The 18,047-nt window shown below is 38.4% G+C and carries 12 protein-coding genes and 1 pseudogene; 2 read left to right on the top strand and 11 right to left on the bottom strand.

Annotated elements, in window-relative coordinates; genetic code table 11:
* Positions 1-188: 188 nt before the first annotated feature.
* The 3 genes from RYO92_RS07705 to RYO92_RS07695 form a co-directional block, all read right to left on the bottom strand.
* Positions 189-428 carry a hypothetical protein gene (locus RYO92_RS07705; protein ID WP_308579245.1) on the bottom strand — a complete coding sequence of 80 codons (240 nt, stop codon included), beginning with the start codon at positions 426-428 and terminating at the stop codon, positions 189-191.
* Between the two features lie 60 nt (positions 429-488).
* On the bottom strand, positions 489-713 hold the full coding sequence (locus tag RYO92_RS07700) for a DUF3791 domain-containing protein (protein ID WP_308579244.1): 225 nt from the start codon (positions 711-713) through the stop codon (positions 489-491).
* 166 nt (positions 714-879) lie between these two features.
* Complete coding sequence (locus RYO92_RS07695) at positions 880-2,127, bottom strand: RNA-binding domain-containing protein (protein WP_315365352.1); 1,248 nt, start codon at positions 2,125-2,127, stop codon at positions 880-882.
* A gap of 240 nt (positions 2,128-2,367) precedes the next feature.
* Here RYO92_RS07695 and RYO92_RS07690 point away from each other — a divergent pair, with 240 nt between their 5' ends.
* Positions 2,368-3,162, top strand: coding sequence for a hypothetical protein (locus tag RYO92_RS07690; protein WP_315370012.1), 795 nt, complete (start codon positions 2,368-2,370; stop codon positions 3,160-3,162).
* A 116-nt stretch (positions 3,163-3,278) separates the two neighbouring features.
* Entirely contained in the window at positions 3,279-3,764 is a 486-nt protein-coding gene (locus tag RYO92_RS07685; protein ID WP_315370011.1) for an imm68 putative immunity domain-containing protein, read from the top strand.
* Between the two features lie 426 nt (positions 3,765-4,190).
* Here RYO92_RS07685 and RYO92_RS07680 read toward each other — a convergent pair whose 3' ends face one another.
* The 8 genes and pseudogenes from RYO92_RS07680 to RYO92_RS07650 all read right to left on the bottom strand — a co-directional run bounded on the left by RYO92_RS07680 (position 4,191) and on the right by RYO92_RS07650 (position 18,002).
* Positions 4,191-6,206: a DUF438 domain-containing protein gene (locus RYO92_RS07680; protein WP_315370010.1), complete on the bottom strand. Its 2,016-nt coding sequence runs from the start codon at positions 6,204-6,206 to the stop codon at positions 4,191-4,193.
* Positions 6,207-6,343: 137 nt separating this feature from the next.
* Positions 6,344-6,505: a hypothetical protein gene (locus tag RYO92_RS11235; RefSeq protein ID WP_408637128.1), complete on the bottom strand. Its 162-nt coding sequence runs from the start codon at positions 6,503-6,505 to the stop codon at positions 6,344-6,346.
* 37 nt (positions 6,506-6,542) lie between these two features.
* Positions 6,543-7,238, bottom strand: coding sequence for a hypothetical protein (locus RYO92_RS07675; protein WP_183682141.1), 696 nt, complete (start codon positions 7,236-7,238; stop codon positions 6,543-6,545).
* A gap of 195 nt (positions 7,239-7,433) precedes the next feature.
* A complete protein-coding gene (locus RYO92_RS07670; RefSeq protein ID WP_315370009.1) occupies positions 7,434-9,005 on the bottom strand; it encodes an SIR2 family protein in 1,572 nt (523 codons plus the stop codon).
* 72 nt (positions 9,006-9,077) lie between these two features.
* Positions 9,078-12,077, bottom strand: coding sequence for a TOTE conflict system archaeo-eukaryotic primase domain-containing protein (locus tag RYO92_RS07665; protein WP_442945636.1), 3,000 nt, complete (start codon positions 12,075-12,077; stop codon positions 9,078-9,080).
* Between the two features lie 563 nt (positions 12,078-12,640).
* A complete protein-coding gene (locus RYO92_RS07660) occupies positions 12,641-14,086 on the bottom strand; it encodes an ATP-binding protein (protein ID WP_315370007.1) in 1,446 nt (481 codons plus the stop codon).
* A 92-nt stretch (positions 14,087-14,178) separates the two neighbouring features.
* A pseudogene (locus RYO92_RS07655) lies at positions 14,179-14,504 on the bottom strand (DNA-binding protein); the annotation flags it as partial.
* Between the two features lie 210 nt (positions 14,505-14,714).
* Positions 14,715-18,002 (bottom strand): DEAD/DEAH box helicase family protein, encoded by a 3,288-nt coding sequence (locus tag RYO92_RS07650; protein WP_315370006.1) that lies wholly within the window; start codon positions 18,000-18,002, stop codon positions 14,715-14,717.
* Positions 18,003-18,047 lie beyond the last annotated feature (45 nt).

Genomic DNA, 18,047 nt, shown 5'->3' with positions numbered 1-18,047 from the left:
CTCCTTTGATGAGAAAATTCGTTAAGAACTTTCAAAAAACAGCAAAGTTTAATTACAGAGAAAGTATAGCATAGATGGAGGGGGAGGTCTATTTGAAGAAATAAAAATAGCCTCTTAGCAGAGTGCATTTAAACTCTTGCCTAGAAGCTATGTTGTCCAAGATAAAAAGCACGCATGAAAGAAAATTATTATACCACCAGCAATCTATACGGATTTCCGGCCAATTCCTCTTTTAAGATATCCAGGACGGATTCTCTTGATTCCAGATAAAGGTCTGTTTCTTCATCCATCAAGGCTGCATAAACAGTGGTTTTCATCAAAAATTCAACTGCCTCATCCCTTGAATACCCCTTATCTTTCATAATATATTCCACAAGAAATACGGCTATATTTAGCATAGCTTTTTTCTGATCTGCACTTGTAATCATTATTCAATCACCTGCCTTTTCACTTTATCAAAGCTTAGTGTATTTACAGCTTCCTGCGTTCTAAAAAAGCAAGCCTCCCTGCATCTCAATATAGTCTTGCAAATCATCGATAATCCCTTGATTCCCGGTAGAATTATAAGCTTCATAGCAAACATCAATGTAGCTTAATACTTCATATTTCTTTAACAAATCTGATAGTTCGGAATAGGTTTTCTTCCATGCCTTCGCCAAAATCGGTATTAAGACTAATTGCATATGAAATACTTCTTTTTCTCTTATACTCATAGCAGAATACCTCCTTCGCTAACATAATAAATTACAATGTATGTGTACAAATATATTACTGCCTATGCACTATTGTCGCAATATAAAAACCTTATCGAATCTAAATTCAAATGGTATCTATAATGAAATCAATTCTGCAATGAATAGACCTTCTATAACCTTTTTTCTAAATCTTATACTTCGTTCCTCTTCCACTACCTACAATCGTAACGTAATGATTCTCCGCCATTCTCTTTAACAGTGCCGCTATCTTTGATTTCCCAAATGGGACTTCTTCCATAATTTCACTAATGGATTTCGGATAGTTTTTCCTTAATACAGCATATACAACAGCCTCATCTGCATTAAGATTTATATTGCTGATGACTGGCAAGGTGACTTTAATGGAGTTCTCAAAGACTTCAAAAACCGGCTTCTTTTGGCTTTCTTTATAAGCTTCTTTAATTCTAATAATTCCGGTACCAAGAATTTCCACAATATGCAAACGATAAAATACATTACCCAAAATAGGATTTCTGAGCATAGAGATATTTCCCTTTAAGTACTCTTCCTCTGAAAGTCCTGCCGGTAATCCTCCCGGGGAGCTGACTTCAATTCTATCTTCAAACATCAGCACACGAATCTGCGCGTTGACATCCCAGGTTCTGTGAATCAAGGCATTGGCAATGGTTTCTCTGAATGCTTCCTCAGGAATCTTCTCTACTTTTACCCTATCCATTCCCCGGATTTCTTCATACTGATAATAATCACGATAGATCTCAACTGCTTTCTCCAGTTCAGAAAGGATAGACTCCTTTTCCAACACTGCACGCTTCAAAATAATGCTTAAATCTTCCCCGAATCTGGCCACATCAATTCCGGGAAAATGATTCTGATCCGCAAGGAGCTCTGCCGCATGGTTATAGCCTTCTCCATCTTGATATAAATTCAAGGTCTTCAAAATGTCTTTATTTAAAGATTTTATTCCTATCTCCTGTTTAGCTCTCCGCTCCAACTCCGAAAAGGAAAGCTCTTGTGTATCCGCAGGGAGCTCTTCATAGTGAATATTTCTTCCCTGCAGTATCAATCTGCTTAGTTCCAGTTCATCCACTTCAATAGTCGAGGTATCATTTCTTCGATAAGCTTTGGATTTATAGGTATAAGGCTTAGCCGGTCCCGCCTCCACTGTAAGGGTTACGGTTTTATCTTTCTCATTCACCGATAGTTCATACTGAGGCTGGGGGCGAATGGCATCATTAATTTTATTCTCTATTAGAAGGCAGGTCTCTGCCGGATCCTTTAGCCCGATTTTTTCACCTGTATCTCCTACACCAAATATAATCTGTCCACCATCATAGTTGGCAAATGCACTCACCGTTTTTAAAAATGTATTGGAAATATCTGATTTAAATTCCAGCTGTCTAGTCTCTTTCATTCCCATTCCCTCCTTGTTGTTAGGACAATAGTAATTGAAAACAGCCGCAAATTCAATCGTAAAATTTTACGCTTGAATTTACGGCTGAAAAAAATCGATGAAATTGCTTTTCGATTGAATTAAATCCAAGATTGACTCTGTTTTGTAAGAAGCAGTTTCCATTTTTCGATTTATAATACATAGGAAAAAGCTAGAAGTACAAGAGGGAGACAAAAGCTAGAAATATAAGAGGGAGAGAAAATGAAAAAGAATCTTTTAAATCATACACTGGTCATCGCAGCACTATCCGCTCTAACCATTACCGCCTGTAGCAGCAAAACGGCACAGGAAAGTAGCACAGTAAGTCCCACGGAAGCTGAAAAAGAAAGCAGTACTTTGAAACCATCAGCATCCGGAGCAACCGCAGAAGCGAAAGAACAGGCTAAGAATAATACCGATGCTCCACTCGTGGGGGCTTATAACACGAATCTCGTAAGCTTCTCTCTGAAGGATAACCCGGATGCCATGAATGCATTTGAAGCGGCATTTCCAAATGGCTATAACTATACCCATTATGAGCCCATAGCCCTGCTGGGCACCCAAGTTGTTTCCGGCACAAACTACCTTTACCTATGTAAGAGTACTTGGACGGATTATCAGGAAAATGTCTCCTTTGTACTTTTACAGATTTATCAGGACCTTTCCGGAAAGTCCGAGGTAATGGGAAGTGCCATTCTCTTTCCCACAGAAGAATCCAGAGAAGAGGGAGAAGATTACATTGACAATACCGGCTCCTATCTCCCGGAAAATATTCCGGCAATCCAAAATGCCTTTAAAGAGGCTGTACCGGATGACAAAAATGCCTACTATATTCCCCTAGCCTATATCGGAAAGCACACGCAGGAAGGAAAGCCCGAAGAAGACGTGATATTTGCCGCCAAGGATCCCAGGGGAACAGATACGAAAATAAGCTATGAGCTCTTTTATATCGCAAAAGATACGGACGGAAAGGCAAAGCTGGTAAAGACGGAGGATGTAATGTTTCCGGATTTTTAAGAAGCATAGATAAAATAATCATTACATGCATAGCATAGAATGATTCCGGAATTATGACTCGGAACGCTTTATATTATATAGAACCATTCAAATCATAAGTTGTGGAGGAACTTAGAATGTATATTGAAAACAAATATTGGAATAACTACATTGGAGATAGCGATGATAGTCTAAATCTTATTGCTTTTTTAGAAGATCAAGCTGGTAATACCATCTCTTTTTCCGAAATACTAAAACAACTAGGGCTTCATAAACAAGGGGAAGACTTTAGAAAAACTGTTAGTCCTTTAGGATTTACTAATTCTATTGGAATTTATGTTGATTTTCATTTTGCTATTGATGTACTAACCGACCTTGCGGCGATTTTATTAGAATGTAAAGTAAGCGGTGATGTTGATTTACATGATTTAGAACCTTTTGATACCGCTTCAAATAGAATAAAAATTATTGCAGCACCGGAAGACTATGAACTTTTGGATAGAGTCCTTAGCGACTTCTCAAGTAATCCACTTGCGTATGACCTTAGCGAACTCGTCCCGCAAGAAGATATACTGAACATGGCAGAAATCTGCGAAAGTTTAAGGCAAGAGTTAATAAGCTAAAAGAGGCATATTTTCAAGTTTCAAATTAATGAAAATAAAGCACTTCAAAATATAGCTGTAGATATAAACTAGCTCAATTTAGGACGCAGCGCGTCCTGGATTTGGTCCTCATACGGTTAAAGTGCCGTATTTTCAATAGTTTTACAGCAGAAAAAATCGGTTTTAAAAAAATGTCTGCACTTTTCCGTGCAGGCATTTTTTCTATTTTTGTGCTCATAACTAGGCTGTTAAAATCAAAATAAAAGAACTAATTTTCTGCAATATAGGTCTTAATGAAGGGGTAGTCTGAGCCCGTCGGTACTTACTGAAAGCGAGTAAGACGAAGCTTGAAGTTAGTACCGCTACGTGGCGAAGCTAGCGAGAGCGTGCCCCAAATTCAAACCTATATTGCTTAGAAAATTATTTTGATTTTGTACAGCCTCAATTTTACAGTTCCTCCGGATGACTCTTAAAATACTGGCGGAAATGTTCTTTTACCTCTGTCATATCTGTTACCGCTTCCAGGGTTCCCACATAGTTCTGCTCCTTGTCCCGAACGGCCATATAGCGCACCAAGAAGGGCTTTCCGCCTTTCTCCATCCAGATAGGAACTTCATCTTCCTTTCCCTCCCGGAAGTTTCCGATAATCATACGCACCATAGGTTCCACTTTGGGAGGATGGCAGGAAAATACTTTCCGGTCAATGGCCATTTGCGGGCGTTTAAAGACCTTTGGTCCTTCATTAAAGAAACGGTTAATATTATCCTTATCTACGAAAGTAATCTCCACCGGAAGGGTATTTAACATGGCGATAAGCTCATTTTTCTTCAAATGTCCACCAGGCATGATGATTTCTCCATCGCTTGCAGAAGGGGACTCTCCACTATGCCCGGATTTTCCTTCCAGGGATTCTACCCTGCGAAGCAGATCCTCCAGCATTTTTCCGACTCCCTGAGGAAGTTCAGCGGTGTGAACATCTCCGGAACGTTCCTCGGAAGCTTCTTTCTCATCTTTCTCTCTTTCTGATTCTCCTGCAGCTTCAACTGCCCTCCATTTTTCCGGAGTATTGCCGGTTTCTTCCGCTTCCTTCCAAGTTGCATTTTCCACGGAAAAACATGTTTCATAGTCTTTGGAATCAAAATAAATCTGTATCCACTCCTCTTTTTGAAACTGTAGGGCGCACATGGGGAAGAGAATATTTTCCTCCTTATAAATCATCTCCTCCATACGGTTCCGTACGGCAAGATAATTCTTTAGGAAAAAGCTGTTTAGGTTACTTTCCGCAATCTCTGCTTTGCTTCTAATGTACTCTTCTTCCTCATCATCCAGATCTTCTCCGGTGTTCTTGAGTGCTCTCACTCCCTTGCTCTTCTCGCTAAGCTCCCTTTTCAGCTCTCCCAGAGTATCCCGAATCTCATCATCCACTGTCCACATGACCTGAGAAGGACCGGAAATGTCGTATTTCACTTTTAAAAGCGGATAGAGAAGGTCTCCCTTCTTCGCATAGTGCACGGTAAAGGAACGGAGTTTTGCAAGCTCCTCTGAAAATGCAGCCAGCAAAGCTTCCCAATCCGGTGCGCCTAGTGCGTCTTCTACTCCTTCTGCGCCTTGTACTCCTTTTGCGCCTTGTACTCCTTTTGATTTTTCTGCTATTTCTGCTTTATTTTTTCCGCCGGCTTTTCCGGAAAGGCTCTCTACCAAGCTTTCCCATCTTGCCTTCGTGTTTTCCAAATACTTCCCAAGAGCCTCATTTTCCTTGGTAAATGTTGCAAGAGGATGTCCGGGAATCTGAATCAAGGCATCTGCCTCTTCACTTTTATTGATGTAATTTTTCTCCTCTTTCCCTGGCTGATTCTTTAAAGAAGCCTGTACAGCTCTTTCCGCATTGGCAATCTGCTCTTCTCTAGTATCTCCATGGAAGAGGGCCGAATGCACATCACAAAGCTTCTGTACTTTCGAAAGAGGCATGCCGGACTCCATGAGCCCTTGCTCCGCCCTCATGATTTCCGCAGGATCCACATCCTTAAAATCCCGTACAAAATCTGCACGCACAGACTCCAGATCCTCCCCCTCGGACAGACGATCCAAAAGCGAACGCAGGACTTCTGCACGATCTACCGGAGCTTTAGTTGCCTCAAATGCATCAGCTATCTTAGTCTCCTCAGATACCTTAGATGCCTTAGCTATCTTGGCTTCATCAGTTGCATCTACAGACTCAGTAGGAAAGGGCTTCCCTCCATCCGTTATCTCAAATCCCTTTTCCCGGAATGCGCGAATAATCTCCTCCATAGGAATCTTCTTCATCTGAGATCCTTTCTTCAGATTCATAATCCGACCTACAGAAGCCAGCATGGCAGGATTTTTAATTTCCGTGAATCCTAATTCAACCATGATGTCGGCAACTTCCGGATACTCCTTTACAAGGGATGCAACACTTTTATCCAAATCCAAAATCTTATCCATTTTCTTCTCCTTCTCATTCCACTGATTTCTTATGATAATCTATAAGGCAGGTTTAGTTATTTCACTTGCCGGATAAAATCAGCTCGATTTTTACGATAATAGTCTGCTAAGTATACTATGATTCTTGTTAGCATAATCTAATTATCATTTAAAAAGAAAATGAATTTGTTGCTTATGCAACAAATGAAGTGATAATATCTTTTTTCATCAGAAAATTTCATTAGAAATCGATAATGAGTCCAGCTTAATTCAGGATTCAGTGCGTCCTGAATTATAATTGTAGAATAAACACTGTGCATATTTCGTAAATTACTCTTGTCGTAACTTTTTCCAAATTCACTTGTCATTTTTCAAAAGAGAAAGTGAAGAATCTCCATCTCTAAAAAATACTTTTATATCTTCGATATCACGAATCAAACGTCTTAAATCTCTAATCTCTGGATTCAAAATGTCCGTAATCCCCATAGAAAAGACGAAAATCATCATTACCATACTGAGACAGAAAAGCATTAATACAATAGCTCTAGTAATAAGTATTGGCCATGCAACATCTTTAAAATACTCAGCTAATAAAATAGAGATTATAGGAAGCAAGATGTATGTTGACATCCCTTTAAATAATCCCCTAAATCCTTTCCATGTATCATACAATTCTTCCTCCTTTCTAGCCATTACGATAATCTCGTCCAACTGCTTTTTATTATGTACATCAATATGAAAAGACCTTAATAAATTAACCATCTCATTCATTCTTTTCTCAGCAGCAGGCCCGATTTTTTCATTTAATATTCTCTTTTGTTCCAATTTATTACTTCCACCGATAATCAAAATCAAAAAAGCAATAATAAGTATTGCAGAAGATCCAAATATACCTATCATATATCCCAATAAAGCAAACGCAAGTATGAGCATTGAACCAATAATCCACATTGCTAAAAAAATTTTTTCATATAGCTGCATATCCTTAAAAGAGAATGTGCTATCCTTTTGTAATATATCTACTTGGTATCTCTTGTATAAATAAAAAAACATGTTCTACTCTCTTTTTTCTTCAATTCTTTTCTCTTTTTTTCTGATATTGCTTGACACCATCTTTTTTTTGAATTAGATTAAAGGAGTTCAATGAATGTAATGCGCTATATTAGTAAGGTGTCTGCATGCAGATGCTGATATGATTGGTGTATCAATTCAAAAGGGTCCTCTGAACGGTGTCTGTTTACAGGTGCTTTAGTCAGACGGCTCTTTTCTTTTTCCCCATTTTAAATAATCGTAAATCAATATCAAGCGTCTTATATTTGTTTTTACTGGTGTTGTTGCATCATGGAGAATATTTCTATTTTGCTCAAACAATTCTTTTAGAATCGTTTCCAGCTCGTCGATTGAAATCTTATCCTCAGGAAGGTGAGCCACTAGCCTAGTTTTTTTCTCAATCGTAGCAGACTTTAAATTCCAGATGTCCATGACAGAGTGATACTTTTCTACTATATGTCGTTGATTCCGTATAGTTTTAGAAATTATCTTATCAAAAGTATACTTAAGTGCAAGTTCCTCAGCCTCCGGATAACTATCTTTTGCACTTACTAACAGCTTGTTAACCGGAAGCTTGTTTGAGTTCTGTTTAAGTAACTTAGGAAAAGCGTATCGCAAGAGTTCATCTGCGCTAAAATTCAAGTCTCCAAGGACTATATTTCTATACCACTCACTTGCATCAAGACCACTTAATCCTTTCAATCCAAATTCTGAAGCTCTGCCGATGGCTAATACTAAATCCTCATCTTTAACCCTCGTATCATCAATTGAAGCCACCCGCATTGTTGCAGTCGGGCTATTTGTAATAACAAAATTATATATTTCCTCTTTAAAATGCCTTAGCAATCTAACCGGCATTTTTGCTTTTTTCATTTCTAACGCACGATATAATTGAGAAAAGTCGCTAAGACCAATCTTTGTCATCTGCAAAGGTTCTGATTCAATCATGACCGCATAAGAAGATATCTCTATTCCGCTATTATTAGGTTGGTATTCGACGAAAATAAAACGATCAGACAGTTTGTGTAACTGTTGTGTATCGAGACAGCTTACTATCGATCGAATAATCTGCTGAATATTCCAGTCACTTATAGAATAACCAAGAAAAATAATTGGATATTCCATAAAAATAGTCATCAGTTTTGCCGCAAGATACTTTTCCTTTTCGTCAAAAATCTGATAATCTTTTTCATTTATAACGATACTTTCCGGCGAATCAACTGAACCATGTATTTTATATATCTCTGCAATTCCCTGCAATGGAGAAAATATCAACTCACTCTGTCCAATATAAGTTTTATATCCATCAAAATGATCCTCTAAAAACGTATCGTAATTTGTTGTAATAACTCCTGATATGCTGTTTGAGGAGATTTTTTCCAATAATTCTATTTCTTTTTGATATTGTGGATTTATAGAAAAAGAGCGTTTAATGTAGGCAGCAACTTCCGCTTTAAATGGAGAGATATCTTTAGCTACACTTTCTAATTCCTTTTCATTAAGATTACGCTTTGCAGGATTGCTAAACCACTCTTCATTGAAATCACTTTCTATTAACGATGCAACTCTTGGCAGAATCATAGAGGAATTCCCAACAGATGCCTTATTTACATAGTATTGATAAGCAAATTTATCATTTCTAATTTGTTCGGCAAAATGCTTTAATAAACTTTCCCAGTTGGGTAGTTCTAAGTATCTTCTTGACATTCCAGAACCGATAAATAGAAATGGTATAGTGTTAAATCCGTTTACAATTTCAGTCAATGTCATATTTACCATTCCTCCCTAATAATTCAATGGTGTACTATTCCTGTAACCAAATTATACCACCTTCAATATTTCTTATCCAAAACTTATTTCCAATAATTCCTGTGCTGCATCCTTACTTTTTACACGCATTAGATTGTCATCCACCTTCGCTCGTGATAGAAAATTCATACTTCCATACCATACTATCTCTTCATCTATGATAGCGAAATGTTCATGCATATGCTCCTGAAGCTTAATTCTGACACCACAATTTTTAAGTATCTCTACAAGTCTTTTTGTATCCTCAATCTTTTCTTCCGGATATCCCTCCGGATTAAGGGTTATTACCGTAAGCTTAACTCCATCTTCCTGTCTCTGTCTTATAAGCTTTACGAAAGCATCAACCTTGGCGTGATTTAATCCGGGACTGGAAATAATAATTTCCTTATTGGCCTCCAGTAAATCTTTTTCATATACTTTTTCATAACTTTCTATATCAAAAATAGTATTGACATTCTGTTTTTCGACAATAATATTATTGCAAATTTCATATCCGATTTTCTTGTAAGTCCTTAGGCGCTTATGATACATCTTCTCCAGCACACGTATATGAGAATCCACATAATCGTATATGATTACTTCTGCCTTCGTGTCATAATCCCGATGCAAGCGCCCGGCAAACTGCTCAATATTTCCTTCTGCGGCTGCAGGCATTGTAAGCATCATTGTATCAAGACGAGGAAAATTAAAGCCTTCGCCAATATATTTATCAATAGCAACAAGGACGATAGACTCCGCATCCGGAACTGCTCTCATTTGAATTCTCATCTCATCCTTAGCTTTTCTGCTACCCCCTCCTTGCAAAAGATAAACATGATCTGCCTTCCCCTGCAATCGTTGATATAAAAGCTCAGCGTGTTCCTTATATTTGGTTAGGACGAGAGGCGTTCTACCATTTTGAATGCAATTTACAACATCCGAAATAATCTGTTCATTTCTGGATTCACATTCAATAACTGCCCTGTTTGCCTCCGTAACTTTTAAATTCGATGCACTGACCAACCTTGTAAATCTTGGATAAACAAAGTGATCAATCCCTTGTTTTACCGCTCTTTCCTTTGCCATATAGCGGAATCTTATGGGACCAAACTGCATAAAAACTTTCTTTTCCAATCCATCTTCCCGTTTCGGAGTTGCCGTTAAGCCATAAACATATTTCGCTTTTGCAGAACCAACAATATCTTCCACCGTCTGAGCCGCTCCGTGATGACATTCATCCATGATTACCATTCCGTACTGCGCAAGCATGGGATTGATTTCATCCCCCCTTCCCAAGGAGGAAAATATTGCAACGTCGATAATACCGGTCATCGAATTATGACCGGCATGTAGCTTTCCAATGATATTCTTTCTCTTTTTTACTCTTCCTGTTTTTGTCTTATATTCTGGTAACTCAGCGTTTATATCCAGAAACTTGTTTAAATCCTCAATCCAATTCTTCTGGATTTCCGTATTATGAACAAGTATCAGAGTATTGGTTTTCCTTTCTGCAATCATATACGCGCCAACAACGGTTTTACCAAAAGAAGTGGTTGCCGCAAGAACACCATTATCATGTTCTAAAATAGCCTTGGCCGCTCTCATCTGTTCATCGTACAAAGTGCCGTTAAAAGTAATATCCAATGCATTTCCGACAGTCCTATGATCAGTCAGTGTAATTGGGATGTCTGCTTCTTGGAATCTATCCACTATCGATTCCAGTAAGGCTCGTGGAATACAGATATAGCCGGCCTCATCATAACCGCAGAAAATGATTCTCGGAATTCCTTTTGTTGATAATCCCATAGCAGATTTCTTATAAAAATCAGGATTACTAAATGCCGCCATACGTCGTAAAGCATTTTGCATTCTCGGTTTCATGCTTTTTGTGCTAATGTATACTTTATCAGCAATAACGATTTCCACTGTAGCGGAAACATCTTCTTTACGAAAAGCTATTTTCCCTTTTTTCCAAGGCTTAGTCTCCTTTTCATCCGCTATACTATCAGTGTCTACTGTATCCGTATTGAAATCATTATTGAGTACACCTAGGATTCCGGACAAAGACCATTCTTGTATCTTTTTTTCGACTGTTTCAGTAGCAATTTTCTTGATTTCCCTTGAGCAATCCCATTGATTGGGATAAGCATTCCAATTCTCATCCACAAAGGCACTATTTCCGTACTTAAGAGCCTGCCCCTGTAACGGTAAGGCAATTAGATTTCCAAGCCCCGGCTTACCTGTTTTTGTATTAATAGGCAAATGATCCTGAGCCGGAAGCATTCTATCATAGTACTTAAAACTTCGCATATTTACAGATTCAGCACCTTGGGTTAAAAGTGCTGTTCCAAATCGACGCGCAGTACTTGCCAGAATAGGCTTTTCAAAAAATATCCAGATATGGGCGCCTTTTCCGGAGCGAGAACGTTCAACCAGAACGGGAACTTCATTATTTTCACAAATCTTTCTGAAAGCATTAACTTCCGCTACCCATTCCGAATCAATATTCGCACCATCATCCCCACCGTTTAACTCATCATGGCAATCAAAGTCGAATACCAAAAAATTAATCGTCTCATCCGGAAACATCGGGTATAGTCCTATAACATCCGAAGCATCTTCTTTTACTCCAAGTAAGTGCTCATATAATGCTTGCCCGGTCAGCTCCTTGTATCTTTGATTCCGACATTCTCCACAATGGAACTGTGGATTATCCTTCTTTAGGCAAATTCCATCCTTCCAAAAGTTCCAGCATTGCGTATAATAACCATGTTTTCCGGTCTTCTTATTTGCTTTTCCGGACCTCTTACTAAACACATCATTTCTACCCTTAAACAAATGATAGAAATATTGAACGTGCTGCTTTGTGAGCTTAACAGGAAGGATGCGTGCTCCTTGATCCTCCTCAAAAGCCGGATTCCTATCCGGAGAGAAGTCATCTGACTCTTTGACTTCTAATTCATAAGAAACCCCGGCATCATTAAGAAGGCTATGCAGATATTCGATTTCCTCTTCCAGTTGTCTGATTCTTGATAAATACTGTTCCTCATTCATAAAATCTGCCTTTGTTTGGAATTTTATTGTATTTAATAGGATTCACAAAGAATTCTGTATCAGATTGATATCTTAGTTTAAAAAGTGTGAAAAGTTTAAACACTTTTTAAACTTTACTCCATTTTTTATGGAGAGTGATTTATAAAATCATTAAACTTTCTATCAGGCTCTTCCCGTTTTTTTCTTAGATGATTCGATTTCAACTTTACGCAACGTTCTCTCTTTTATCAAACTGTTTCAGGTCCGTATACTCCATCTCCAATTCATCTAAAAGATATTTGCACACTTCTTCTCATCATCCTGACACATATCAAGTTCATACAACATATCATTAATCTGATTTTCCTCTAACTCTATCACTGCCATATGTACACCTCTCTATCTCACATGCTCTGTGATGCTTCCATACTCATGGGCGTCCATAAAATATTTCGTAAACTCTTCATTTTCTATGTATCTGCAAATTTCCTCTTATCCTCATACCAAAACACAAGTTTTCCGGTATCCCCGATAAACTCTTCATTCAGACGATTAATAATCTGTTTTAGATTCAATTCTGCCATTTACTTAATCACCTTCCAATTTCCAGAACGACGGTTTCCTTCTCTTATAAGAACGCCTTTTTCCTGTAGCCTAGGCAGAATACGCTTGATAGTTCCTATCGTGATTCCAGTCTGATTATGCAAGGCCTGCTGCGTAATACTCGGATTTTGTTTTACCGCAACGATTATCAGCTTCTCGTCTTCTGTTAGTTCAGTCGCATTGGTTGCAATTTCAGTCGCATCAGTCGCATTATTAGTCGCATCAGTCGCAGTTCTATCTTCGCTCGGGCCAATTCCCTTGCGATAAATGTTTACAACAAGGTCTACCTCTCCACCTTCAAATACAGGAACAGCAAGTCCTTCATCACATACTTCTCGAACAACTCTCGGAATTCCGCTTCCCCACTTTTCCATCAGTTTCATATAGGAAAATGCCTTTGCCAATGCTTCATTTCTAATTTTGGATCTACCTTTTTTCATTCCTGCAAAAGTCTGCGTTTTCGGCAACTTACCAGGGGATAAAATCTCCAATCGATCATCATAGACTGCAATCTGAATATTCCCACGATCCACATAACTACGATGAACAACCGCATTTACGATCAATTCACGGATTGCAAATGGCGGTATTTCATAAACGTCTTGACGGTAAACGCCTTTGAAGGTTGCCCCCATACGGATATTTCGCAGAACATACTGGAATGCTTCTTCTACAAGTTCCCATGCCGGGCCGGTGTATTCTTTGCGATCCACAAAAATTGCCTTTGTAGAACCTTTGAATACGCCACACTGAATGGTATTCGGCACACGATAGTCTCCGGTCAAGATGGCATAAGCATTATTTGGATAATACTTTCCGTTTCTTTCACCAATGACTCTCCATGAAAGTAGCTGCTCCACTGTAACATCTCTGATTACTTTCTTTTCCTCTTCGTTCAAGGTATTATAAACAGCCTCTTCCTTCATGCGCTTGCAAAGATCAGCAATATCATCCTCTGTAATTTCCACCCCAATGCAAGGCATCTCATCATACGAGCATCTGCTGCCTTCCAGTCGAAGTTCCTGAATCATATACTCGTCTGCCGGTCTTGTGGTTCCTGCAACACGAATATAGGTACCATCATCAATACCTTCACTCTTAATGTAGTATGGTTTCTGCGCCCCTTCTACGATATCCACCACAATAACCGTCTTATCTTCTATCGTTTGCATATAGATATCCGGTACAATCATTGGTTCACACTGATCAGAAATTACATTGGCGATAGCGTCCATTTCTGAGAATAGGATATTATCAGGCACACCAAGAACTTTCAGCGTTTTATCCTCGATGCCAAATACGATTTTTCCACCAACACCATTACTAAAAGCCACTACTGACTTCATATATGACTTGCTTTTGGCAGGGCGTTCACCCTTGTATTCTAGGTTTTTTGATTCTCCACCGAGAATTTCTTCAATCGTCATTGTTCTGCCTCCTCTCCATCTTATTTTTCTTTCACCATGATATTTTTAGAATCTGCAAGCACCTCATAGAATTTGCCATCACTTGCTGTCTGGACTTTTCGGTAATTTTTCGAGATTTTTTCTCTTTCGGCTGCATCAATCTCTACAACAGTATATCCTATAATATTGATAAGATTGCCCTCTTCTCGAACATAGAGTAAGTCTTTTATCTGCCCTACTTCCTTAAATCCTCAATCATATGGTCAAATTCCTCATTTAGCAAATTAAGGCTATCATTATCCATATAAGCGTCATAGAGCTTGTCCAAAGCACCTTCATCGTTTATGCCTTTTTCTATACTAATAATTGCCTTAACAAAGTCCCTATGGTTATCATTTACCATATCTTCAATTCGGTCTCTCATCGCTTTGAAATCCATGTTTTTAGCACCTTTCAACTATTCAGTACAATTACCGTAAATTCAAGTAAATTCAATGTAGGATATGGCTCTGAACATCGGAAAGATATTTAATTCCGCATGACTCCGACACTCGGATTTGGTGGCTCTGAGCATCGGATTCATTGGCTCTCAAACGCCAGAATAATCAAGCTGTTTTGCCGAATGCTTAGAGCAAGAGAATCTTGCATTTTACGCCACTCTAGCATTCTCATTAATCCTCTCAATCACCTTCCTGATTCCCATCCATACGCTAAGATCTGTAAATATCTCCACTACACTCCCCTGATCGGTAAAAGGTGATTCCTGAAGTACAGATAAGTCCTTCATCATTCCATTATGCACAATATACTCAACAATCTGGTTTACAAAATAAATCTGTCTACTATCCAGATTATTGCTTTCCAGATACTCTGAAAAGGCAGCCTTTGCAGCATTCATATCCAAGCCAACAATCTCACGGACAAATTCCCCAAGGGGCTTTGCACCATACTCTGACTCATAATCTTTTTTACTGCCCAATTCAGACCAAAGGATCTCTTCTAAACCTTCAACATCTTTCTTCGTTAAAGGTACATTTGACTTTAATTTCTTGATTATCTCATTTTCCTGATGCGCTCGAATGTAGTATTCTGCCTTTGCCTTATAATTCTTTAAATTATCATTTTCTAGCTGTGATTCTTTCTTAACTGTTTCCAGAACGTTATCTGTAAAATTCGTGTCATAACGAAGACTTGATTTTTGAACATACTTCATAAGACCGCGTAGTTTTTCTCTGATTTCCTCAAAGTCATGAACATTGCAGCGATCTATGTAATCCGTATGCAGTATTTTATTAATCAGATCTTTTTGTGCCTGTATTTCAGGAATATTGCCAACACTAGCAATATCATTCACTCTATTGAAGAGGTCACTACGCGCTTTTCCGTATTTGTCCCTTGAGAGACATGCAAGCTCAATGCCGTATATAAGGGCATCAAAACGTACTGCGCTAGCTTCGTCCTCATTAGGAAGAATTAATGGTGCCAATTCCTCTCGAATAATCTTCGTATCTTCATAGGGTATACTTTGGTAATTTGCTTCTGTAGAATACTGATCTACATATTTCAAATGCTGTCTTACCGAAAAGTGTTCCCTTGGAAGTTCCTGCACTTTCTTACTCATTCTTTCTACCAGATCTTTACGGTAGTCGATGAGCTTATCCTCTTGGTATTCTATGCCCTGTAATTTGTAAGCAAGATTAAAATGAAGGTTAAAGATAGCTCCTTGGAGAGCAAGTGTATTGCCCGTTGCCTTGCCCTTACTTATTCTAAAGAATTCAAAATTTCCGCAAAAATCAAATATATAGAACTTGCGTTTATCTTCACCATCAATAAGCCCCGGACAAAGTCTTGTACCACGGCCTATCATCTGCCAAAACTTGGCATAGCTCATTACCTTTTTAAAAAATACTAAATTCAATACTTCCGGTACATCGATACCGGTATCCAGCATATCCACAGAGATTGCAATCTGTGGCATCTTATCGGCCTTAGAAAATTCATCAATCAGACTTTGCGCATAGTTAATTCTATTATCAATGACCTGTGCAAAGTTATTTAAATAGGGATAATCTTTATTAAAGACTTCCAGTATCTTTTCTGCATGGTCATGATTTTTAGCAAAGATTATAGTCTTTCCAATCTTCTGTCCATAGTCAATTTTTAAGCCTTCCGTCATAAGGATATGAAGAACTTGTCGAATGGTATCTTCATTGAAAATCCACGAATTTAGAGCAGAGGAACTAATGGACTCCGGAAGTTCTCCATCTTCCATCTCAAAGGTACTTTCATATCTTTCCTTATCTTCTTCAGAAAGATCTGCATAGACAATGCCCTCTTCTATGAATTTTAGTTTCGTTTCTACCGATAGAAAATCTACAAGATATCCATCTTTTACTGCCTGAGCCAATTCATAGCCATAAGTAGGAACTCCCGGTTCCAAGTCAAAGACTTCATAAGTATTCTTTATGTCATCTTTTGGTGTTGCAGTAAGCCCTACCAGCAGAGAATCAAAGTAAGTAAAGATATCCTTGTATTTGTTATAAACCGATCTGTGCGCTTCATCACAAATTAACAAATCAAAATGTCCACAGGTAAAAAGCTTCTGGTCTTCCTGCTTTACAGAATCAATACAACTCATCATTGTCTGATAGGTGGAAAATACACAATGGGCATTATAATTCCCTTTGTCTTCACACAAATTCGTTACCGAAAGGGACGGATAAAGGTTCACAAAGGCTCTTTTAGCTTGTAATACCAAAGATGTTCTGTCAGCCAAAAATAGGATATTTTTTACCCATCCGGCATCAAGAAGAACATGACATAATTCCAGTACTGTTCTCGTTTTACCGGAACCTGTAGCCATTACAAGGAGAGCCTTACGGCGATTTTTCTTATCAAAACTATGACAAACTGCTTTAATAGCCGCTTCCTGATAGTATCTTCCTGCAATATTTTTATCTATGGTGATGTGGTCTAAGGAAGTCCGTATTCTTCTTAAATTAAACATTTTTTCTAAGTCTGCTTTAGAATAAATGTTGGAGACCTTTCTTTCCGGATACTGTCCATCAATGATTCTGGTTTCAAAACCATTAGTCAAAAATATACAAGGCCTTCTTTTATATTTCTTTTCTAAAATATCTGCATAGAGCTTGGCTTGCTGTCTCCCCTGAGAAACATCCACACAAGTTTTCTTGGCCTCAATGATTGCCAGAGGCACATGTGCATTGTCATAAAGAACATAGTCTGCATAGCCTAGTTCAGATTTATTAGGCATTCCCGGAAGCTCTACTTCATTTATCCAATCAGAACCTTCCTTCCAGCCAGCATCCATCAGCATGGTATCAATATAAATCTTTCGGGTTTTGTATTCGGACAGTTCCAAAGGTTTTGGCACATAGCTTTCTACCTGCTCTTTTCTTCGTGATGTAAGCTCTTCCTTTAAAGCTGCATTTTCAGCAAGTAAGGCCTCCATATCCACATCTGGAAATTTCTTCTTAGGTAGTTCTTCCTCTTTCTTCGTGAGCAATGATTTATCAAAACTATGTTCTTCGTAATTGTCCGAGTAACAATATGAGATAAAGTCAAAAAAGATATGAAGATTTTCAAGGCAAAGCGCTGCATCATCTTCTGTCAGTTTATTCGTTGTGTGAGCTGCATTATTCCCCATTTTCCGAATCAAAACCAGACGAGTAATAAGATCCTCGCCCAAAATATCCTTAAACTCTTCCGTACTCATAAGACTCACCAGTGTGTCTTGGTACGGCATCTTAAGCTCCTTATCTACTGAATAGAGCCACTTGATTGCAAACTCCATAGCCCTACGGCAGTTCAGAATGCAGGAGGTAGGATCAATATATAATATTTTCTCCGCCGTAATTGCCACATCGGAAAATGTGTCAAATTTCGGCTCTTTTTTTAAGTAATCGAAATTAGTCAAATGACTACCTCCTTTAGTTTGAATGGGGTACAAATTTTGATTTGT

It is taken from the genome of Oribacterium sinus, assembly GCF_963553175.1.
In the GTDB taxonomy this organism is placed as follows: domain Bacteria; phylum Bacillota; class Clostridia; order Lachnospirales; family Lachnospiraceae; genus Oribacterium; species Oribacterium sinus_B.
This window is presented reverse-complemented; position numbering and strand designations above follow the sequence as displayed.